At 65.0% G+C, this 19,753-nt stretch carries 21 protein-coding genes; 15 read left to right on the forward strand and 6 right to left on the reverse strand.

Going from position 1 to position 19,753, the window contains the following annotated elements; translation table 11 throughout:
* Positions 1 to 2: 2 nt before the first annotated feature.
* Complete coding sequence (locus DBY63_RS18890; protein WP_027598586.1) at positions 3 to 785, forward strand: class I SAM-dependent methyltransferase; 783 nt, start codon at positions 3 to 5, stop codon at positions 783 to 785.
* Between the two features lie 55 nt (positions 786 to 840).
* Here the strand turns inward: DBY63_RS18890 and DBY63_RS18895 are convergent, their stop codons facing one another.
* Genes DBY63_RS18895 through DBY63_RS18905 form a run of 3 tightly spaced genes read right to left on the reverse strand, consistent with a single transcriptional unit; the run spans position 841 to position 3,838 of the window.
* Complete coding sequence (locus DBY63_RS18895) at positions 841 to 2,349, reverse strand: tripartite tricarboxylate transporter permease (RefSeq protein ID WP_027598571.1); 1,509 nt, start codon at positions 2,347 to 2,349, stop codon at positions 841 to 843.
* A gap of 1 nt (position 2,350) precedes the next feature.
* A complete protein-coding gene (locus DBY63_RS18900; RefSeq protein ID WP_007161982.1) occupies positions 2,351 to 2,809 on the reverse strand; it encodes a tripartite tricarboxylate transporter TctB family protein in 459 nt (152 codons plus the stop codon).
* A 48-nt stretch (positions 2,810 to 2,857) separates the two neighbouring features.
* Positions 2,858 to 3,838, reverse strand: coding sequence for a tripartite tricarboxylate transporter substrate binding protein (locus DBY63_RS18905; RefSeq protein ID WP_007161983.1), 981 nt, complete (start codon positions 3,836 to 3,838; stop codon positions 2,858 to 2,860).
* A 330-nt stretch (positions 3,839 to 4,168) separates the two neighbouring features.
* On the opposite strand from DBY63_RS18905, the gene DBY63_RS18910 reads away from it, so the two are divergent.
* Both DBY63_RS18910 and DBY63_RS18915 read left to right on the forward strand, forming a co-directional pair.
* Positions 4,169 to 4,840 carry a response regulator gene (locus DBY63_RS18910; RefSeq protein ID WP_108582561.1) on the forward strand — a complete coding sequence of 224 codons (672 nt, stop codon included), beginning with the start codon at positions 4,169 to 4,171 and terminating at the stop codon, positions 4,838 to 4,840.
* Entirely contained in the window at positions 4,833 to 6,236 is a 1,404-nt protein-coding gene (locus DBY63_RS18915) for a sensor histidine kinase (protein ID WP_108582562.1), read from the forward strand. Before DBY63_RS18910 ends, DBY63_RS18915 begins: the two co-directional genes overlap by 8 nt.
* 2 nt (positions 6,237 to 6,238) lie before the next feature.
* Here the strand turns inward: DBY63_RS18915 and DBY63_RS18920 are convergent, their stop codons facing one another.
* Together DBY63_RS18920 and DBY63_RS18925 are read right to left on the reverse strand one after the other, a co-directional pair.
* On the reverse strand, positions 6,239 to 7,069 hold the full coding sequence (locus DBY63_RS18920; protein ID WP_108582563.1) for an HDOD domain-containing protein: 831 nt from the start codon (positions 7,067 to 7,069) through the stop codon (positions 6,239 to 6,241).
* Between the two features lie 41 nt (positions 7,070 to 7,110).
* Positions 7,111 to 8,028, reverse strand: coding sequence for a folate-binding protein YgfZ (locus tag DBY63_RS18925; RefSeq protein WP_108582564.1), 918 nt, complete (start codon positions 8,026 to 8,028; stop codon positions 7,111 to 7,113).
* Between the two features lie 122 nt (positions 8,029 to 8,150).
* On the opposite strand from DBY63_RS18925, the gene DBY63_RS18930 reads away from it, so the two are divergent.
* Together DBY63_RS18930 and DBY63_RS18935 are read left to right on the forward strand one after the other, a co-directional pair.
* The gene (locus DBY63_RS18930) at positions 8,151 to 8,408 is read left to right on the forward strand and encodes a succinate dehydrogenase assembly factor 2 (RefSeq protein ID WP_007161988.1); all 258 of its coding nucleotides are present in this window, start codon (positions 8,151 to 8,153) and stop codon (positions 8,406 to 8,408) included.
* A complete protein-coding gene (locus DBY63_RS18935; RefSeq protein WP_108582565.1) occupies positions 8,392 to 8,844 on the forward strand; it encodes a protein YgfX in 453 nt (150 codons plus the stop codon). Before DBY63_RS18930 ends, DBY63_RS18935 begins: the two co-directional genes overlap by 17 nt.
* Here the strand turns inward: DBY63_RS18935 and nadB are convergent.
* The gene (nadB, locus tag DBY63_RS18940) at positions 8,801 to 10,423 is read right to left on the reverse strand and encodes an L-aspartate oxidase (RefSeq protein WP_108582566.1); all 1,623 of its coding nucleotides are present in this window, start codon (positions 10,421 to 10,423) and stop codon (positions 8,801 to 8,803) included. The genes DBY63_RS18935 and nadB overlap by 44 nt on opposite strands.
* Before the next feature lie 329 nt (positions 10,424 to 10,752).
* On the opposite strand from nadB, the gene rpoE reads away from it, so the two are divergent.
* From rpoE to pdxJ, 10 genes are all read left to right on the forward strand, one after another.
* Positions 10,753 to 11,334: an RNA polymerase sigma factor RpoE gene (gene rpoE / locus DBY63_RS18945; protein WP_026083736.1), complete on the forward strand. Its 582-nt coding sequence runs from the start codon at positions 10,753 to 10,755 to the stop codon at positions 11,332 to 11,334.
* Between the two features lie 33 nt (positions 11,335 to 11,367).
* Positions 11,368 to 11,895, forward strand: coding sequence for an RseA family anti-sigma factor (locus tag DBY63_RS18950; protein WP_027598577.1), 528 nt, complete (start codon positions 11,368 to 11,370; stop codon positions 11,893 to 11,895).
* A 220-nt stretch (positions 11,896 to 12,115) separates the two neighbouring features.
* A complete protein-coding gene (locus DBY63_RS18955; RefSeq protein WP_007161993.1) occupies positions 12,116 to 13,540 on the forward strand; it encodes a DegQ family serine endoprotease in 1,425 nt (474 codons plus the stop codon).
* 147 nt (positions 13,541 to 13,687) lie between these two features.
* Positions 13,688 to 15,487 (forward strand): translation elongation factor 4, encoded by a 1,800-nt coding sequence (gene lepA, locus DBY63_RS18960; RefSeq protein ID WP_007161994.1) that lies wholly within the window; start codon positions 13,688 to 13,690, stop codon positions 15,485 to 15,487.
* 5 nt (positions 15,488 to 15,492) lie between these two features.
* A complete protein-coding gene (gene lepB / locus DBY63_RS18965; protein WP_108582567.1) occupies positions 15,493 to 16,347 on the forward strand; it encodes a signal peptidase I in 855 nt (284 codons plus the stop codon).
* The gene (locus tag DBY63_RS18970) at positions 16,344 to 16,739 is read left to right on the forward strand and encodes a DUF4845 domain-containing protein (RefSeq protein ID WP_007161996.1); all 396 of its coding nucleotides are present in this window, start codon (positions 16,344 to 16,346) and stop codon (positions 16,737 to 16,739) included. Before lepB ends, DBY63_RS18970 begins: the two co-directional genes overlap by 4 nt.
* On the forward strand, positions 16,736 to 17,425 hold the full coding sequence (gene rnc, locus DBY63_RS18975; RefSeq protein ID WP_007161997.1) for a ribonuclease III: 690 nt from the start codon (positions 16,736 to 16,738) through the stop codon (positions 17,423 to 17,425). Before DBY63_RS18970 ends, rnc begins: the two co-directional genes overlap by 4 nt.
* Complete coding sequence (era, locus tag DBY63_RS18980) at positions 17,418 to 18,323, forward strand: GTPase Era (RefSeq protein WP_108582568.1); 906 nt, start codon at positions 17,418 to 17,420, stop codon at positions 18,321 to 18,323. The genes rnc and era overlap by 8 nt, the downstream gene beginning before the upstream one ends.
* 2 nt (positions 18,324 to 18,325) lie before the next feature.
* A complete protein-coding gene (gene recO, locus DBY63_RS18985) occupies positions 18,326 to 19,009 on the forward strand; it encodes a DNA repair protein RecO (RefSeq protein WP_108582569.1) in 684 nt (227 codons plus the stop codon).
* Between the two features lie 3 nt (positions 19,010 to 19,012).
* Positions 19,013 to 19,753, forward strand: a complete 741-nt coding sequence (pdxJ, locus tag DBY63_RS18990; RefSeq protein ID WP_108582570.1) for a pyridoxine 5'-phosphate synthase — start codon at positions 19,013 to 19,015, stop codon at positions 19,751 to 19,753.

Here is a 19,753-nt window from a genome sequence, read left to right on the forward strand (position 1 = left end):
CCATGTCCACCGCCCACCCCGCGCTTATCGTCGAAGCCCTGGAACCCGCCTTCACCGAGGCCGCCGCGGCCTGGGCCGCGCGCCTGGGCCTGCCCCTGGGCAGCGCCACCACCGAGGAATTCGCCGTGCAGGTGGGCGCCCAGGGCCTGCAACTGGTGCAGCGCGGCCCGGAGGCGCCGGGTCCGGTGCGGGTGGATTTCGTCGAGGGCGCGGCGGCGCACCGGCGCAAGTTCGGCGGCGGCGCCGGCCAGATGATCGCCAAGGCGGTCGGGATCGGCCCGGGCGTGCGTCCGCGCATCCTCGACGCCACTGCGGGTCTGGGGCGCGACGCCTTCGTGCTGGCCACCCTGGGCTGTGCGGTGACGCTGGTCGAGCGCCAGCCGCTGATCGCTGCCTTGCTGGAAGACGGCCTTGCCCGCGCCGCGCGGGATCACGAGGCGGCCGCCATTGCCGCCCTGATGACCCTGGTGCAGGCCGACTCCACCGCCTACCTGCAGCGCGGTGAGGGCGAGGTGCCCGAGGTGATTTACCTGGATCCCATGTTCCCGCACCGCGACAAGAGCGCCCTGGTGAAGAAGGAGATGCGCCTGTTCCGGCCGCTGGTGGGCGACGACCTGGACGCCCCGGCGCTGCTGGCCGCGGCCCTGGCCCGCGCCAGTCACCGGGTGGTGGTCAAGCGCCCGCGCAAGGCGCCGGCCATCGAAGGCGCCAAGCCCGGCTACGTGCTGGAGGGCAAGTCCAGCCGCTACGATATCTATCCGAAGAAGAGCTTCAAAACTTCTTGAACGAAAAAGCCCGCGGGCGGAAGGACTCCGGCCGCGGGCGCGGGTGTCGCCGACCTCAGACGGTCGCGGGCTTGGGCGCGCGACGCTTGCGCCAGGCACGGTAGAAGGGCAGGGCCACCATCAGGATGCAGACGATCCAGATGGCCTGGCTGATGCCGCTCTGCCAGAGGATGCCCATGTCGCCGTTGGAGATCGACAGTGCGCGTCTCAGGCTGGTTTCCATCAGCTCGCCGAGGATGAAGCCCAGCAGCAGCGGTGACAGCGGGAAGTCCAGCTTGCGCATGATGTAGCCGAAGATGCCCACGCAGACCATCAGCACCAGGTCGAAGGTGGTGGCGTGCACCGCATAGACGCCGATGCCGGTGATGATGGCGATGGCCGGGGCCAGCGACCAGTTCGGCACCTCGAGGATCTTGGTGAACATCTTCACCATGGGCACGTTGAGGATCAGCAGCATCACGTTGGCGATGAACAGCGAGGCGATCAGACCCCACACCAGATTCGGCTCGTTCTGGAACAGCAGCGGGCCGGGGGTGATGTTGTAGAGGGTCAGGGCGCCGATCATCACCGCGGTGGTGCCCGAGCCGGGGATGCCCAGGGTCAGCATGGGAATCATGTTGCCGCACACCGCCGCGCCGATGGCGGTTTCCGGCGCTGCCAGGCCGCGCAGGTCACCCTTGCCGAACTTGCCATCGGCACCGGCCATGCGCTTCTCGGTGGTGTAGGCCAGGGCACTGGCCAGGGTCGCGCCGGCACCCGGCAGCACGCCGATGATGAAGCCGCTCACCGAGCTGCGCAGGTTGACCATGAACACGCTGCGCGCTTCGCGCACGTTGAACAGCATGCGCCCGGTGGCCTTGACCGCGACCTGGCCATGATGGGTCTGCTCCAGCAGCAGGAGCAGTTCGCTCACCGAGAACAGACCCAGCACCAGGATCACGAAGTCGATGCCGTCGGCCAGGTGCACGTTGTCGAAGGTGAAGCGGTAGACGCCGCTGTTGGCATCGATGCCCACGGAGGCGATGGCCAGGCCGAAGAGGGCGGCGACCAGGGTCTTGACCGGCTTCTCGGCGGCCATGCCGGAGAGGCTGAGGATGGCCAGGGCCATCAGCGCGAAGTATTCCGCCGGACCGAAAGCGATTGCCCATTTCGCCAGCAGCGGCGAGAACAGCACCATGCCGCAGGTGGCGATGAAGGCGCCGATGAAGGAGCTCCAGGCCGACAGCGACAGGGCCACGCCCGCCATGCCCTGGCGGGCCAGCGGATAGCCGTCCAGGCAGGTCATCATGGTCGCGGCTTCGCCGGGGATGTTTAGCAGGATCGAGGAGATCCGCCCGCCGTATTCGCAGCCCAGATAGACCGCCGCCAGCAGGATCAGCGAAGTCTCCGGCGGCAGACCCAGGGCGAAGGCCACCGGGATCAGCAGGGCGATGCCGTTGATCGGCCCGAGACCCGGCAGCAGGCCGACCACGGTGCCGATCAGGGTGCCGATGAGGGCCACGATCAGGTTGGTCGGCGTCATGGCGACGCCGAAGCCCTGCATCAGAAAATTCAAGGTATCCATGTCAGCCCTCCAGGAATTCCAGCACGCCAAGGGGAAGGGGGACTTCCATCACCCGGTCGAACAGCACATAGAGGCCGATGGCGAGCAGCAGGCTGACCAGGGCGCAGGGCATCAGGCGACCGCCGTAGAGCAGACCGCAGAGGGTGGCGGTGATGAAGGCGCTCAAGGGGAAGCCCAGCGGCTGGAAGGTCAGGGCATAGCCCAGCAGGATGGCGCAGCAGGCCACTACCTTGCGCAGCGAGGAGGCGTCCAGCGGTTTCTGGTCTTCGCCATCGCCGATCGGCGTGGGGCGGATGATCAGATAGGCCAGGCCCAGGCTCATCAGCCCGAACATCAGCATCGGATAGGCCCGCGGACCGACCGGCTCGTAGGAAAAGGGCGCCTGGTAATCCCGGGCGATGAACAGCATGACGAGTCCGGCCACCAGCCAGACCGCCATGAAGGCGCGTTGGAAGATCATGTCGACATCCTCAAAGGCGCCCGGAAGGGCGCCAGGGGCGGGGGCTCGTTACTGGATCAGGCCGAATTCCTTGGCCATGCCGCGGTAGCGCGCGACTTCCTTCTGCACATAGGCGTCCAGCTCGGAGCCGGTCATGGCGAAGGGGAAGAGTTCGCGCTGATCACGCAGCTTGGCGAAGTCGTCGGAGGCCAGCAGCTTGTCGAAGCTGGTCTTCCACCAGTTGTACTGCTCGTCGGTGACCTTCGGGCCCACATAGAAGCCGCGGACCACCGGCCAGACGATGTCGTAGCCCTGCTCGCGCGCGGTGGGGATGTCCTTCATCGCCGGTTCGTCGAAGCGCTGCTCGGCGAAGACCGCCAGCAGGCGCATGTTGCCGGCCTCGACATGGGGCATGGAGTCGGAGATGTCGGTGCTGCCGACCTGGATGTGGCCACCCAGCAGCGCGGTGGCGATCTCGCCGCCGCCTTCCAGAGCCACGTAGCGCAGGTCCTTGGGATTGATGCCGGCAGCCTTGGCGATCAGCGCGGTCTGCATCCAGTCCTGGCTGCCCACGGTACCGCCGGAGCCGATCACCACCTTGCTCGGGTCCTTCTTCAGCGCCTCGACCAGGTCACCCAGGGTCTTGTAGGGCGAATCGGCCTTGACCGCGATGGCGCCATAGCTGGCGCCCACTGCCGCCAGCCAGCGCACGGCCTTCTCGTCGAAGCGACCGAACTTGCCTTGCGCCAGGTTCAGCAGCGAACCGCTGGAGAAGGCGACGATGGTATCGCCGTCCGCCGGCCGCTGGGCCACCACGGTGTTGTAGGCCACCGCGCCCACGCCGCCGGGCATGTAGGTCACGCGCATGGGCTTGTCCAGCAGCTTGGCTTCCACCAGGCCGCTCTGGGCCAGCTTGCAGGTCAGGTCGAAGCCGCCACCCGGGGAGGCCGGGGCGATGCATTCGGGACGCTTAGGTTCGGCCATGGCCTGGGCGGACAGCAGCACGGAGGCGGCCAGGGTCAGGGTGAGGGTGCGCAAGGTGGTGCTCATCGACGTCTTCCTTTTGTTGTTATTTCAGAAGCTGACAGGCGGACACGGCTCAGGCTCGCCAGGGCGGCGATCGTTCGGAGAAGAGATACGGGAGCACGTGGAGCTGCGCGAGGGCGAGCATGGATGTCGTTCCGCTTGTTATTGTTGTTGGCCAACCAGGGGTGGCGCTTGGGCAAGCATCATGCGGTTCTGGGACCGCTACCTTTCACTCTAGACCGCCAAGCTTTCAACAGCCTTTCAGATGTGAAAGGCGGCGATAGTGGGGTTCCGGCTGCAGGCCAGCCGGCCGGTATCCGGTAAACTCGGATTTTTTGAGCGGGAGCTGTCAGCGTGCGCATCCTATTGGTCGAAGATCATCCGCCACTGGCCGAAAGCGTCGCCCAGGCGCTCAAGAATGCCGGACTCAACGTCGATCTGCTCAACGATGGCGTGGCCGCCGACCTGGCCCTGCAGAGCGAAAGCTATGCCCTGGCCATTCTCGATGTCGGCCTGCCGCGCATGGATGGCTTCGAGGTGCTGGCGCGCCTGCGCGAGCGCGGCGATCGCCTTCCGGTGCTGATGCTCACCGCCCGCGGCGAGGTCAAGGATCGGGTACAGGGGCTCAACCTAGGCGCCGACGACTACCTGGCCAAGCCCTTCGAACTCACCGAACTGGAAGCCCGGGTCAAGGCCCTGCTGCGCCGCAGCGTGCTGGGCGGCGATCGCCAGCAGCGCTGCGGCCCGCTGATCTATGACCTCAACACCTCGCGCTTCACCCTGGGCGAGGAGTCGCTGTCGCTCACCTCGCGCGAGCACGCCGTGCTGGCCGCGCTCATCGCCCGCCCCGGACGGGTCATGAGTAAGGAGCAACTGGCCGCCCAGGTCTTCGGCCTGGACGAGGAAGCCAGTCCCGAGGCCATCGAGATCTACGTCCACCGCCTGCGCAAGAAGCTGGAAGCCGGCGCCGTGCGCATCGTCACCTTCCGCGGCCTGGGCTATCTGCTGGAAGAGCAGCATGGCTGAAGTGGCGAAGGCGGCTGGCAGTCTGCGTGGGCGACTGCTGCTGCGACTGGTCGTGCTCTTGGCGGTGATCCTGGCAGTCAGCAGCCTGGCCGCCTATCTCAATGGCCGGCGGCTGGCCGACGTGGCCTATGACCGGACGCTGCTGGCCTCGGCCCGCACCATCGCCGCCGGCCTGTCGGCCACCAATGGCACCCTGCGCGCCGACGTGCCCTACATCGCCCTGGACAATTTCGCCTACGACAACGTCGGGCGCATCTTCTACCAGGTGCTGGATACCCGCGGCCGGCTGATCTCCGGCTACGAAGAAATTCCACCACCGCCAGCGGACGCTCCGCTGACCCGCGACTATCCGGCCCTGGCGCGCTTCTACAACAGCACCTATCGCGGCAAGGACGTCCGGGTGGTCAGCCTGGCCCAGCCGGTCAGCCAGCCGGATCTCACCGGCATGGCCGAGATCCGCGTCGCCGAGACCGCCGAAGCCCGCGAGGAGGTGGCCCGCAGCCTGCTCACCGACACCCTGATCCGCCTCGGACTGATGGGGCTAGGTGCCATCCTGCTGGTGTGGATGGCGGTCGGCGCCGCCCTGCGCCCACTGGAGCGTCTGCGCCAGGCCGTGGAAGAGCGGGGCGTGGACGACTTGCGGCCGCTGCCCGAGGTGCGGGCGCCCCAGGAGTTGCTGCCGCTGGTGCATGCCCTGGAAGGCTTCACCCTGCGCCTGCGGCGGCTGTTCGAGCGTCAGGCGGACTTCATCGCCAACGCCGCCCACGAATTGCGTACCCCGCTGGCGGCGATCAAGGCGCGGGTCGAGCTGGGCCTGCGCGAACGCGAGTCCCAGGCCTGGTACGCCACCCTGGAAGAGACCCGCGCCAGCACCGATCGCCTGGCGCGCCTGGCCAACCAGCTGCTGTCCCTGGCGCGGATCGAGAGCGGCGCCCAGGCCATCGCCGAAGGCGGCGCCGAACGCCTGGAACTCAGCGACCTGGCCAGGGAACTGGCCATGGCGCTGGCACCCCTGGCCCATGCCAAGGGCGTCGCCCTGGCCTTCGAGCCCTTCGCCAAGGCGCCGGTGATCGGCGAGCCGACACTGCTCAACGAGCTGCTCTGCAATCTGGTGGAAAACGCCCTGGCGCACAGTCAGCCAGGTGGCAACATCGTGGTGCGGGTGCTGGCCCCGGCGGTACTGGAAGTCGAGGATGACGGTCCCGGCATTCCGGCCAATGCGCGGGCCAAGGTTTTCGAGCGCTTTCAGCGTCTGGATCCGCAATCCGGGGGGGCCGGTCTGGGACTGGCCATCGTCGGTGAGATCTGCGCCGCCCACCGGGCGCGCATCCAGTTGCTGGACGGCGCGCTCGGCGGACTGCGGGTGCGGGTCGAATTTCCCGCCGAGGAAGCCTAGGCTCAGCCGAGCAGGGTGCGCGACTGTTCCACCGCGTCCCAGAAGGACTGATCCTGGGCCGGATCCGGCTGGTTGTTCAGCCCCAGGCGGATACCGGCGGGCAGCGCCTGGACCGCGATCTCCTGCTGACCCTGGCGCTGCGCGTGCAGCTGGGTCGCGACCTGCACGATATCGGCGTAGTCGGCCGCCGCGGGCTGCCGCTCCAGCGCCAGATATTCCCGCGGTACGCAGGCGATGTCGGCCGGGAAATCCCAGACCTTGAGAATGCGTTCGCCGATCTGCGGATGAATGCGCGCCGTCACCTGGTCGAGGGTGATGGCGTTGGCCAGCAGGTCTTCCTGTTCTTCGGCATAGGTCAGGATCGGCAGCACGCCGATCTGGTGCACCAGGCCGGCGAGCAGGGCGCGGTCGGCCATCAATCGCGTGTACTTCTTGCACAGCGCATGGCTGATGGCGGCGATCTCGGTGCCCTGGCTCCAGACCTCGCGCATCTTGCGATCCACGGCGTCGCTGGTGGCCTGGAACATCTGCTGCATGGCCAGGCCCGTGGCCAGATTCGCCGTGTAGTTGATACCCAGGCGCCCGACCGCCATCTGCAGGTCGGTGATCTCCTTGCTGGTGCGCAGGAGCGGGCTGTTGACCACCTTGATCAGGCGCGCCGTCAGGGCGGCGTCCATGGCGATCACCCGGCTCAGCTCGGCAACGCCCACGTTGGGGTCTTCGGCCGCTTCTCTGACCTTTAGTGCCACCTCGGGAAGGGTGGGCAGCACCACGCGATCGGTGTCTATCGCGTGGAGAAGATCCTGGACAACTTTTTCGGCAAGAGGAGTCATGACGTACCTGTGTGAGGAGCGGATAAAGGCGATCCCAACCTTCAGCGCTTTATTTCACGATCGCTATCGAGTGAGTAGGGCAAATCGAGTAAACGGCAGTTTGGCCCGTCCGAGCTGCCCACCGAGACACGTCCGTCCTCGGCGGCATCGCCCTGCAGCACCGCCAGGAATTCGCAACCCTCCGGGCTGGCCGCGGCCAGCACCACCTCGCCCACGCTGCTGCCATGCACCGGCGAGAACAGCTCGGTACCCACGGCAGGGGGGCGCTCGCTGCTGGCGAGGCGATAGAGGCGCCGCTTGAGCTTGCCCAGGTACTGCATGCGCGCGACGATCTCCTGGCCGGTGTAGCAACCCTTGCGAAAGCTCACGCCATCCAGCGCCTGCAGATTGATCATCTGCGGGACGAACAGCTCGCGGGTCGCGCCGAACACCTGGCCCACGCCAGCCCGTACCTGGGCCAGCAGCCATTCGTCGAGTGCCACCTCCGGCAGCGCCGGCGCCGCTGCGTCGGCCGCGCGCCAGGTCTCTACCCGACTATCCTCCAACCGCAGGGCGAAGCCGCCTTCGAGCGGCGCCACGGCATTGGCCTGCTCGCCCAGCGCCACGTCGGGATAGGCGCTGGCGAAGCCGGCGGCCGAAAGTCCCAGCCGTTGCCATTGCGCGCTTTCGTCGGTCAGCACCGACTTGGAGAAGACCGCATATTTCTTCAGATCGGTCAGCAGCGGCTCGACCAGCTCCGCGGCCATCGCCAGCAGATAGCCGTCGGCCTGCTTGATGATGCGGAAGCTGGAGACCAGCCGTCCCTTGGGCGTGCAGCGCCCTCCCAGGCCGGCCTGGTCGTCAGCGAGATAATTGAGGTTGCAGGTGACCTGCCCCTGGAGAAACTTGGTCGCATCGACCCCGTGGATGGCCAGGACGCCTTCGTGGGTCAAGCGGCAGAAATACGGCAAGTCGGCCATTGCGGCTGCAGCTCCCTGTCGAGTGAAGCCGCTCATCATAGGCTCGCCCAGGGGGAATGTCAGGCGCACTGCGCGGCGGGGCGCTTCGGGCTTATACTGCGCCGATTGTCGCAGGAGTCCCCATGAGTACCGAAGCTACCGAACTCAACAGATTGTACTGGCACAGCCGCCGCGGCATGCTGGAACTGGATGTATTGCTGGTGCCCTTCGTCAAGGAGGTCTATGCCTCCCTGGGCGCGGAAGACCAGGCACGCTACCGCAAGCTGCTCGAGTGCGAGGATCAGGACATGTTCCACTGGTTCATGCAGCGCGGTGAGCCGGAAGACGCCGATCTGCAGATCATCGTGCGCATGATCCTGGACCGTGTCCAGCCGGCTTGAGCCCTTCGAATGTCGCTGGAGCGCCTCCGCCGGGCTCCTGCGACTGCATGCCCTGGCCGCGTTCGCCGCGGGGATTTGTCCCTGGCTTACGGCCATTCCCTGGACGCTCAAGCCACTCCTGACGCTGCTGGCGCTCTGGTCCTGGCACCGGGTGCGCCAGCGCCAGCTCCAGCAGCGCTGTCCAGAGGTGCCGCGCGGTTTGCGCCATGGCGCAGAAGGCTGGCAGCTGTGGTCGCCGGCGACCGGCTGGCAGGCCATCCAGCTGCGCCCGGACAGCCTGGCCCTGCCGCGGCTGGTGGTCCTGCGCTATCGACTGCCAGCGGCGAGACGTACCCGCAGTCTCTGCATCGCCTGCGACAGCCTCGCCGCGGACGCCCACCGCCGTCTGAGAGTCAGACTTCGCTTCGCTCCGCGCCGGTTCGCGGCACCAGAATAGTGTCCCGGGCGCTGCTAGCCAGTTGCGGATAGTCCAGGGTGAAGTGCAGACCGCGACTCTCCTGGCGGGCGAGAGCGCTTTCGATGATCAGCTCCGCCACCTGCGCCAGGTTGCGCAGTTCGATCAGGTCGCGACTGACCCTGTAGTTGCTGTAGAACTCGTCGATCTCGTCCATCAGCAGGCGAATGCGATGGCGGGCGCGCACCAGCCGCTTGGTGGTGCGCACGATGCCCACATAGTCCCACATGAAGCGCCGCAACTCGTCCCAGTTGTGGGCGATCACCACGTCCTCGTCCGAGTCCGTCACCTGGCTGGCGTCCCAGTCGGGCAGGTCGTGCGGCATGGCGATCTCGGCCGCTTGCGCCTGGATGTCCAGCGCCGCCGAGCGGGCATAGACGAAGCACTCCAGCAGCGAATTGCTGGCCATGCGATTGGCACCGTGCAGACCGGTGCAGCTGGTTTCGCCAATGGCATAGAGGCCGCCGAGGTCCGCGCGCCCGTGCTGGTCGACGCGCACCCCGCCGCAGGTGTAGTGCGCGGCCGGCACCACCGGGATCGGATCCCGGGTGATGTCGATGCCCAGTTCCAAGCAACGGCGATAGACCGTGGGAAAGTGCTCCTGCACGAAGTCCGCCGGCTTGTGGCTGATGTCGAGAAAGACGCAATCGATGCCCAGGCGCTTCATCTCGTGGTCGATGGCGCGCGCCACCACGTCGCGTGGGGCGAGATCGGCGCGGGGGTCGAAGCGCGGCATGAAGCGTTCGCCATCCGGCAGACGCAGGACGGCGCCTTCGCCACGCAGGGCTTCGGTGATCAGAAAGCTGCGCGCATGGGGGTGATAGAGGCAGGTGGGGTGGAACTGGTTGAATTCCAGGTTGGCCACCGAACAGCCGGCGCGCCAGGCCATGGCGATGCCGTCGCCGCTGGCGCTGTCCTGATTGGTGCTATAGAGGTAGGCCTTGCTGGCGCCGCCGGTGGCCAGCACCGTGAAGCGCGCGTGCAGGGTATCGACCTGGCCGCTGGTCCGGTCGAGCACATAGGCGCCCAGGCAGCGCGCGCCCGGCCGGCCGAGCTTTTCCGTGGTGATCAGATCCACCGCCACCCGCTGACTGAGCAACTGGATGTTGGGCCGGCCTTCGGCGGTGCGCAGCAGGGTGTCGAAGATGGCCATGCCGGTGGCATCGGCCGCGTGGATGATGCGCCGGTGGCTGTGGCCGCCTTCGCGGGTCAGGTGAAAGCCCAGGCCGCCCTTGCCGGCGTCCTGCTCGCGGGTGAAGGGCACGCCCTGGTCGATCAGCCACTGCATGGCCTCGCGGCTGTGCTCCACAGTGAAGCGCACGGCTTCCTCGTCGCACAACCCGGCGCCCGCGACTAGGGTATCCTGTACATGCGCTTCGACGGTGTCGCCTTCGTCCAGTACGGCGGCGACGCCACCCTGCGCCCAGTAGGTCGAACCATGCGCCAGTTCGCCCTTGCTCAAGACCGCGATGGACAGCGTCGCCGGTAGATTGAGCGCGAGCGTCAGGCCCGCGGCGCCACTGCCGATTACCAGGACATCGAATTCCAGATGACGCGCCATGACGTTTCCTTCTCACCGGGACGGCGAGTATAGGAACAAGGCGGCTGACGGCATAGCCATCGGATGGATCGGCAGGGAACTCGCGGGCGTCAGGCGGGGTCTATGTACAGATAATTGCTCATCCGTGCGGCCGGAACGCCAAGACGAGAATGGGCCATCTGCCAAAGCTAATTCAGTGACACCCAGGAGCGATCAGCAGCCATCTTAGTGCTCGCTCATTAACTGCTGTGGAGGGGAGAACTTTCGTGCAACAGCCCAGTCTAGCAGCGCGCGTCGATAGTGAAAGCAAGGACGATACCGAGCTGCAAGCCAAGGACAGCAAGCAAGCCCTGCCCACCCAGGAGCAGGATCAACAACTGGTCGAGCGCGTACAGCGCGGTGACAAGCGTGCCTTCGATCTGCTGGTGCTCAAGTATCAGCACAAGATTCTCGGTCTGATCGTGCGTTTCGTCCACGATACCCAGGAAGCCCAGGACGTCGCTCAGGAGGCTTTCATCAAAGCCTATCGCGCGCTCGGGAACTTCCGTGGCGATAGTGCTTTCTACACCTGGCTCTATCGCATTGCCATCAACACGGCAAAGAACCATCTGGTTGCCCGGGGTCGTCGTCCACCGGACAGCGACGTCAGTGCCGAAGATGCGGAATTTTATGAAGGCGACCATGCTCTAAAGGATATCGAGTCCCCAGAGCGGTCCCTTTTGCGGGATGAGATCGAAGCCACCGTGCATCGGACCATCCAGCAGCTCCCGGAAGATCTGCGCACCGCGCTGACCCTTCGTGAGTTCGAAGGCCTCAGCTACGAGGACATTGCGAACGTCATGCAATGTCCGGTGGGAACGGTCCGGTCTCGGATTTTCCGAGCTCGGGAAGCGATAGACAAAGCATTGCAGCCCCTGCTGCGTGATGCATAGACAGCGGCGACAGCTTTTAGAGAGGTAATACGTATGAGTCGTGAAGCCCTGCTGGAATCCCTGTCCGCTGTTATGGATAACGAAGCGGACGAATTCGAAACCCGGCGTGTCATCGCCGAGGTCAGCAAGGACCCGGAATTGCGCGCCACCTGGTCGCGCTACGCCATGGTCAGCGCCGTGATTCGCGGTGAGCCCATGCTGCCGAATCTGGATATCGCCAAAGGCGTCACCACCACGCTGGAGCGTGATGAGGCCGTCGCAGCCCCGGCAGCGCCCGTCGTTGCCCAGGCGCGCAAGAGTGGCTGGTCGAGCCTGGGTCGTGTCGCGGTCGCCGCGTCCGTGACCTTCGCCGTACTGGCAGGCGTGCGGATGTACAACCAGTCCGACGTCTCCACCCAGGGTCTGGCCCAGCAGGCGCCGAGCCAGCTGACCGTCCCGCAACCCGCGCGTAGCCCGGCCGTGCTGGCCAGCTTCAGCGAAGAAAGCACCAAGGCGAATGCCGAAGCCAAGGCTGACAAGCCGATGGCAGGTGAAAAGCAGGAAGCCCCTGCCCAGCGTTGATTCGCTGGCTTCACCTCGAAACGGCGTCCGGACTCTGTTCCGGGCGCCGTTTTTTTTGCCTGCCGGATGTCCGGATGGGGCGCAAAATGCTTCGAAAGCTATCGTTCAGCAAGGGCGTGCTATTTCTGCTGCCAGTCGTCTCTGACTGTGCCGCCGTTGCGGAGCAGGCAGGTCGCCAGCGATGTGTTCAAGTCATTGGATAGAGTGGAGCTGCACGCGCATGCGCAATCTAAAGCATTACACGGCCGCCCTGATGGGGCTCTGGCTGATGGGACTGACGGCCATGGCTCGGGCCGATCTGCCGGATTTCACCGGCCTGGTCGAGGCGGCATCTCCAGCGGTCGTCAACATCAGCACCCGCCAGAAAATTCCCGAAGGTCGTGGCGCCGGCGCCATGACCATGCCCGATCTGGAAGGCCTGCCGCCAGGCATCCGTGAATTCTTCGAGCGCAGCATCCCGCAGATGCCGCGCGGTCCCCGTGGCAAGCAGGAGCAGGCCCAGTCCCTGGGCTCGGGCTTCATCATCTCGCCCGACGGCTACATTCTGACCAACAACCATGTGGTCGCCGATGCCGACGAGATCCTGGTACGGCTGTCCGACCGCAGTGATCACACCGCCAAGCTGATCGGCGCGGATCCCCGTACCGACGTGGCCCTGCTGAAAATCGACGCCAAGGACCTGCCCACCCTCAAGCTGGGCAATTCCGATCAGCTCAAGGTCGGTGAATGGGTCCTGGCCATCGGTTCGCCCTTCGGCTTCGATCACTCGGTCACCGCCGGTATCGTCAGCGCCAAGGGTCGCAGCCTGCCCAACGAAAGCTATGTGCCCTTCATCCAGACCGACGTGGCCATCAACCCGGGCAACTCCGGCGGTCCGCTGTTCAACCTCAAGGGTGAGGTGGTCGGGATCAACTCGCAGATCTTTACCCGCTCCGGTGGCTTCATGGGGCTGTCCTTCGCCATTCCGATCGACGTCGCCATGAACGTGGCCAATCAGCTGAAGACCGAAGGCAAGGTCAGCCGCGGCTGGCTGGGCGTGGTCATCCAGGAAGTGGACAAGGATCTCGCCGAATCCTTCGGCCTGGATCGTCCGGCCGGCGCCCTGGTCGCCCAGACCCTGGACGATGGTCCCGCGGCCAAGAGCGGCATCAAGGTCGGCGACGTCATCCTCTCGGTCAATGGCCAGAAGATCGAAGAATCCGCCGACCTGCCGCACCTGATCGGCAATCTCAAGCCGGGTGCCAAGGCCGACATGGAGATCATCCGTGAAGGCAAGCGGCAAAACCTGAGCGTTACCGTGGGCGACATGCCCAAGGACGACCAGGCCGCTTCCGGCGGCGAGCGCGGGTCCGATCGGGCCAGCAATCGCCTGGGCATCGCCGTGGCCAACCTGACCGCCGAGCAGAAGAAGACCCTGGACATCCAGGGCGGCGTGGTCATCAACAAGCTCAGTGGCGACGGTCCTGCCGCGGCCATCGGCCTGCGTCCGGGCGACGTCATCACCCACCTCAACAATCAGCCCATCGAATCCGCCGCCGCCTTCGAGAAAATCACCTCGGCACTGCCGGCAGGGCGCTCCATTTCGATGCGCGTGGTGCGTGAGGGTCGCGCCAGCTTCATCACCTTCAAACTGCCGGGCAAGTAACGGCAGGGGACGAAGCGAGGGGCAGGCGACTGCCCCTTCTTTTTGTCCGCTCGAACGGCGCGAGTCCCCTTGTTTGCCGCATTCAGGTAAACTCCCCCGCTATTTTCCCGGCGGATGTTCCGCTGCTGGCTATTCGAGTGCTGATTCGTGAGTGATCTGAGCCATATCCGCAATTTCTCCATCATCGCCCACATCGATCACGGCAAGTCGACGCTTGCGGATCGGTTCATCCAGATCTGTGGTGGTTTGAGCGACCGAGAAATGGAGGCCCAGGTCCTGGATTCCATGGATCTCGAGCGCGAGCGCGGCATCACCATCAAGGCCCACAGCGTCACGCTGTACTACAAGGCCCAGGACGGCAAGACCTACCAGCTCAACTTCATCGACACCCCCGGCCACGTCGACTTCACCTATGAAGTCAGCCGTTCGCTGGCCGCCTGCGAAGGCGCCCTGCTGGTGGTGGATGCGGGGCAGGGCGTGGAAGCCCAGTCGGTCGCCAACTGCTACACCGCCATCGAGCAGGGCCTCGAGGTCATGCCGGTGCTGAACAAGATGGACCTGCCCCAGGCCGAGCCGGACAAGGTCAAGGCCGAGATCGAGCACATCATCGGCATCGATGCCACCGACGCCGTGCCCTGCAGTGCCAAGAGCGGCATGGGCGTGCCCGATGTCCTCGAGCAACTGGTCAAGGTCATTCCACCGCCCGAGGGCGAGATCGACGCGCCCCTGCAGGCGCTGATCATCGACTCCTGGTTCGACAACTACCTGGGCGTCGTCTCGCTGGTGCGCGTCAAGCACGGGCGGGTCAAGAAGGGCGACAAGATCCTGGTCAAGTCCACCGGCAAGGTGCACCAGGTCGACAGCGTCGGCGTCTTCTCGCCCAAGCACACCGAGACGGTCGATCTCAAGGCGGGCGAAGTGGGCTTCATCATCGCCGGCATCAAGGAAATCCTCGGCGCCCCGGTCGGCGACACCCTGACCCTCAGCGCCACCCCGGACGTGGCCATGCTGCCGGGCTTCCAGCGGGTCAAGCCGCAGGTCTACGCCGGTCTCTTCCCGGTCAGTTCCGACGACTTCGAGGACTTCCGCGAAGCCCTGCAGAAGCTGACCCTCAACGATGCGGCCCTGCAATACGAGCCGGAAAGCTCCGAGGCCCTCGGCTTCGGCTTCCGCATCGGCTTCCTCGGCATGCTGCACATGGAGATCATCCAGGAGCGCCTGGAGCGCGAATACGATCTCGACCTCATCACCACCGCGCCGACCGTGGTCTTCGAGGTGGTGCTCAAGGATGGCAGCATCATCTATGTCGACAACCCGTCCAAGCTGCCAGACCTGGCCTCCGTCGCCGAGATGCGCGAGCCCATCGTGCGCGCCAACATCCTGGTACCCCAGGAGCACCTGGGCAACGTCATCACCCTGTGCATCGAGAAGCGTGGCGTCCAGCGCGACATGCAGTTCCTCAGCAGTCAGGTGCAGGTCAGCTACGACCTGCCGATGAACGAGGTGGTCCTGGACTTCTTCGACCGCCTCAAGTCGGTGAGCCGTGGCTATGCGTCGCTGGACTACAGCTTCGATCGCTTCGAAGCCGCCAGCCTGGTCAAGCTCGACGTCCTCATCAACGGCGAGAAGGTCGATGCCCTGGCGCTGATCGTCCATCGCGACAAGGCGCACTACAAGGGTCGCGCCCTGACCGAGAAGATGAAGGAGCTGATCCCGCGGCAGATGTTCGACGTGGCGATCCAGGCGGCCATCGGCGGTCAGATCGTGGCCCGGACCACGGTCAAGGCGCTGCGCAAGAACGTTCTGGCCAAGTGCTACGGCGGTGACGTGTCCCGTAAGCGCAAGCTGCTGGAAAAGCAGAAGGCGGGCAAGAAGCGCATGAAGCAGGTTGGTAGCGTAGAGATTCCTCAAGAGGCCTTCCTGGCCGTGCTCAAGGTGGATAGCTGAAGCCCATGTCCTGGAACTTCCCTCTGTTGCTGGTTCTCGCGGTCGCCGTCTGCGGCGCCCTGGCACTCATCGATCTGCTGGTGCTCGCACCGCGTCGTCGCAAGGCGATCCAGACCTACGGGCAGCAGGTCAGCGAGCCTGATCCCGCGGTACTGGAGCAGTTGAACAAGGAACCGGCCCTGGTCGAGTACGGGAAGTCGTTCTTTCCCGTCCTGGCCATCGTGCTGATCCTAAGATCCTTCCTGGTGGAGCCGTTCCAGATTCCTTCGGGCTCCATGAAGCCGACCCTGGAAGTGGGCGACTTCATCCTGGTGAACAAATTCGCCTACGGCATCCGCCTGCCGGTGATCGACCTCAAGGTCATCCCGATCGGTGATCCGCAGCGTGGCGACGTCATGGTGTTCCGCTATCCCAGCGATCCCAGCGTCAACTACATCAAGCGCGTCATCGGGGTGCCGGGCGATACCATCCGCTATACCAGCGACAAGCAGCTGTACATCAACGGCCAGCGCGTCAGCGAGGAACTGGTGGGTGACGAGCCGGGTTCGCTGGGCAGCGTCAAGCTGTTCAAGGAGCAGCTCGGCAAGACCGAGCACCTGATCCGCGAAGAGATGACCCGCTACCGCATGGAGCCCGACCACGAGTGGAAGGTGCCGGCCGGTCACTACTTCATGATGGGTGACAACCGCGACAACTCCAACGACAGTCGCTACTGGGACGATCCCAACATTCCCCGTGACCTGCTCGGCATGGTCCCCGACCGCAACATCGTCGGCAAGGCCTTCGCCGTCTGGCTGAGCTGGCCCGAGCCCAAGCTGCAGAGCATGCCCACCCTGTCTCGCGTAGGTATCATCAGATGAATGAACGCAGAGTGTCCGGTCGTCCGTCGCGTCAGCAGGGGCTGTCGTTTCTCGGTGGTCTGCTCGCACTCTGCGTCATCGCCTTCCTGGCCAGTACGGCCATGAAGCTCGTACCGCATTACCTGGACTACAATGCTCTGACCAAGGTCATCGAATCCATCGGCGACAACCCCGATAACCAGATTCGCAGCGTGTCCGACGTCTACAGCTACGTGGGGAAGGGTATGCAGGTGAACGACATCCGCGATCTCGATCTGCAAAAGGCCATGCGCGTCGAAGCCGACGGCAACCACCTGCAGATCCACCTCGACTATGAAAAACGTGAACACCTGATCCGCAACATCGATCTGGTCGTTCGTTTCAATCGTGATTTCCGTATAAATCTCCCGTGACATTATCTCTAGATCGCCTCGAGCGTCGGCTGGGTTATACCTTCAAGGACCCGGACCTGATGCTGCTCGCCCTCACGCACCGCAGCTTTGCCGGTCGCAACAATGAACGCCTCGAATTCCTCGGCGACGCCATCCTCAACTTCATCATCGGCGAAGCCCTCTACGATCATTTCCCCCAGGCCCGCGAAGGCCAGCTGTCCCGCCTGCGCGCCAAGCTGGTGAAAGGCGAGACCCTGGCCTTGCTGGCGCGCAGCTTCGAGCTGGGTGACTACCTGCGCCTGGGGTCTGGTGAGCTGAAGAGCGGCGGCTTCCGTCGCGAATCCATTCTTGCCGATGCCATGGAAGCCCTGATCGGCGGCATCTATCTGGATGCCGGCATGGATGCGGCCAAGGATCGGGTCATGGCCTGGCTCGGCCCGCAACTGCGGGAGCTGACGCCGGTGGATACCAACAAGGATCCCAAGACCCGGCTGCAGGAGTTTCTCCAGGCGCGGGCGTGCGACCTGCCGCGCTACGAGGTGGTCGCCATCGAAGGAGAGCCCCATTGCCGGGTCTTCTTTGTCGAATGCGAGATCGCCATGCTCAACGAAAAGACGACGGGGCAGGGCGCCAGTCGCCGTATCGCCGAACAGATAGCCGCCTCGGCGGCCTTGATCGCCCTGGGCGTGGAGAATGGTCATGAATGATGAGCTGAAGGCATCGCGGTGCGGCTACGTCGCCATCGTCGGCCGTCCCAACGTCGGCAAGTCCACGCTGCTCAACCATATCCTCGGGCAGAAGCTGGCCATCACCTCGCGCAAGCCGCAGACCACCCGGCACAACATGCTCGGCATCAAGACCGAGGGTGAGGTGCAGACCATCTATGTGGATACCCCCGGTCTGCACAAGGAAAACCAGAAGGCGCTCAACCGCTTCATGAACAAGACGGCCGTCACCGCCCTGCGCGATGTGGACGTCGTGGTGTTCGTGGTCGATCGTACCCGCTGGACCGACGAAGACCAGATGGTGCTGGAGCGGGTCCGCTTCGTGAAGTGCCCGGTGCTGCTCGCCGTCAACAAGATGGATCGTCTGGACGACAAGGCCGACATGCTGCCGCACCTGCAGTGGCTGCAGGAGCAACTGCCGGAAGCCACGCTCATTCCGATCTCCGCCCAGCACGGCCACAATCTCGACGCCCTCGAAGAGCTGGTCGCCGAGCGCCTGCCGGAGGGCGAGCACTTCTTCCCCGAAGACCAGATCACCGACCGATCCAGTCGCTTCCTCGCGGCCGAGCTGATCCGCGAAAAGATCATGCGTCAGCTGGGGGCGGAATTGCCCTACCAGGTTGCCGTCGAGATCGAGGAATTCAAGTACGACAACGGGGTGTTGCACATCCACGGCCTGATCCTGGTCGAGCGCGATGGCCAGAAGAAGATCCTCATCGGCCAGGCCGGCGAGCGCATCAAGCGCATCGGCCAGGAAGCCCGCCAGGACATGGAAACCCTGTTCGACGCCAAGGTCATGCTCAATCTCTGGGTCAAGGTCAAAGGCGGCTGGTCCGATGACGAGCGCGCCCTGCGCTCTCTGGGTTATTCCGACCTCTAGCGATGCAGGCGTCCGAGCCGCTGTTCGTCCTGCATGCGCGTCCCTATCGGGAAAGCAGTGCGCTGGTGGACGTGTTCGGCGCCTTCGGCCGGGTCCGTACGGTGTTGCGCGCGGCCCGCTCCCGCTCCGGAAGTCTGGCCAGGCCCTTCATTCCCCTCGAGGCTCAGCTCAGTGGGCGAGGGGAGTTGAAGAATCTGCAAAGGGTGGCGGCCCTGGCGCCGCCCTATCTGCTCCAGGGGCAGGCGCTGTTCAGCGGCTTCTATATGAATGAGCTGCTGGTCCGGCTACTGCCCGCCGAAGATCCCTATCCCGCGCTCTTCGACCTCTATGGCCTGACCCTGGCCGCTCTTGCCCAGGGGCGGCCGGTCGAGCCCCTGCTGCGTACCTTCGAATGGCGCCTGCTCGACCTGCTGGGCTACGGCTTCTCGCTGTCGCTGGCGCTGGATGGCCAGGCCATCGACGCCCAGCGCCTCTATCGCTTCATTCCGGACCAGGGCTTCGAAGCCGTCGACGAGGTTCGCCCGGGCTGTCTGGCTGGCGCGGAAATCCTGGCACTGGAGCGTGGCGAGTGGGACGATCCCACCGTAGTCCGCGCTGCCAAGCGCCTGATGCGCCAGGCCCTGGCGCCGCACCTGGGCAGCAAACCCCTGATGAGTCGCGAATTGTTCGCCAAGCCAAGTGAATAAGCCATGAAAGAGTTCAGTCGTGTTCTGTTGGGCGTCAACATCGATCATGTCGCCACCCTGCGCCAGGCCCGGGGTACCCGCTATCCCGATCCGGTCAAGGCGGCGCTGGATGCCGAGGAGGCAGGGGCGGATGGCATCACCCTGCACCTGCGCGAGGACCGTCGCCATATTCAGGAGCGGGATGTCCGCCTGCTGCGCGACCTCCTGCAGACCCGCATGAATCTCGAGGTCGCCCTGACCCCCGAGATGCTGGCCTTCGCCCAGGAGATCCGGCCCGAGCACGTCTGCCTGGTGCCCGAGCGCCGGGAAGAGCTGACCACCGAAGGTGGCCTGGATGTGCTGGGTCAGGTGCAGCGCATCCGTGACGCCATCGCCGCACTGCCCGCTTCCGAGGTGTCCCTCTTTATAGATCCCGATCTGCAGCAGATCCAGGCGGCCAAGGACAGCGGTGCTCCGGTGATCGAGTTGCACACCGGTCGCTATGCCGAAGCCGAGACCCAGGAAGCGCAGGCCCATGAGCTGCAGCGCCTGGCCAGGGCGGTGGAATTTGCCACCGGCCTCGGGCTGGTGGTCAATGCCGGTCATGGCCTGCACTACCATAATGTCCAGCCCATCGCGGCGCTGCCGGGTATCAACGAGCTGAACATCGGCCATGCCATCGTCGCCCAGGCGGTCTTCGTCGGCTTCAAGCAGGCGGTCAGGGACATGGCCGAATTGATCCGCTGTAACTCAGTCGTAAAATAA

It is taken from the genome of Pseudomonas sp. RIT411, from assembly GCF_003057735.2.
GTDB lineage: Bacteria > Pseudomonadota > Gammaproteobacteria > Pseudomonadales > Pseudomonadaceae > Chryseomonas > Chryseomonas oryzihabitans.

Bases quoted from the DNA above. Each gene is read 5' to 3' on its own strand.
- DBY63_RS18890 (WP_027598586.1), top strand. From the start codon at position 3: ATGTCCACCGCCCACCCCGCGCTTATCGTCGAAGCCCTGGAACCCGCC.
- DBY63_RS18895 (WP_027598571.1), bottom strand. From the start codon at position 2,349: ATGGATACCTTGAATTTTCTGATGCAGGGCTTCGGCGTCGCCATGACG.
- DBY63_RS18900 (WP_007161982.1), bottom strand. From the start codon at position 2,809: ATGATCTTCCAACGCGCCTTCATGGCGGTCTGGCTGGTGGCCGGACTC.
- DBY63_RS18905 (WP_007161983.1), bottom strand. From the start codon at position 3,838: ATGAGCACCACCTTGCGCACCCTCACCCTGACCCTGGCCGCCTCCGTG.
- DBY63_RS18915 (WP_108582562.1), top strand. From the start codon at position 4,833: ATGGCTGAAGTGGCGAAGGCGGCTGGCAGTCTGCGTGGGCGACTGCTG.
- DBY63_RS18920 (WP_108582563.1), bottom strand. From the start codon at position 7,069: ATGACTCCTCTTGCCGAAAAAGTTGTCCAGGATCTTCTCCACGCGATA.
- DBY63_RS18925 (WP_108582564.1), bottom strand. From the start codon at position 8,028: ATGGCCGACTTGCCGTATTTCTGCCGCTTGACCCACGAAGGCGTCCTG.
- DBY63_RS18930 (WP_007161988.1), top strand. From the start codon at position 8,151: ATGAGTACCGAAGCTACCGAACTCAACAGATTGTACTGGCACAGCCGC.
- nadB (WP_108582566.1), bottom strand. From the start codon at position 10,423: ATGGCGCGTCATCTGGAATTCGATGTCCTGGTAATCGGCAGTGGCGCC.
- DBY63_RS18950 (WP_027598577.1), top strand. From the start codon at position 11,368: ATGAGTCGTGAAGCCCTGCTGGAATCCCTGTCCGCTGTTATGGATAAC.
- DBY63_RS18955 (WP_007161993.1), top strand. From the start codon at position 12,116: ATGCGCAATCTAAAGCATTACACGGCCGCCCTGATGGGGCTCTGGCTG.
- lepB (WP_108582567.1), top strand. From the start codon at position 15,493: ATGTCCTGGAACTTCCCTCTGTTGCTGGTTCTCGCGGTCGCCGTCTGC.
- DBY63_RS18970 (WP_007161996.1), top strand. From the start codon at position 16,344: ATGAATGAACGCAGAGTGTCCGGTCGTCCGTCGCGTCAGCAGGGGCTG.
- era (WP_108582568.1), top strand. From the start codon at position 17,418: ATGAATGATGAGCTGAAGGCATCGCGGTGCGGCTACGTCGCCATCGTC.
- recO (WP_108582569.1), top strand. From the start codon at position 18,326: ATGCAGGCGTCCGAGCCGCTGTTCGTCCTGCATGCGCGTCCCTATCGG.
- pdxJ (WP_108582570.1), top strand. From the start codon at position 19,013: ATGAAAGAGTTCAGTCGTGTTCTGTTGGGCGTCAACATCGATCATGTC.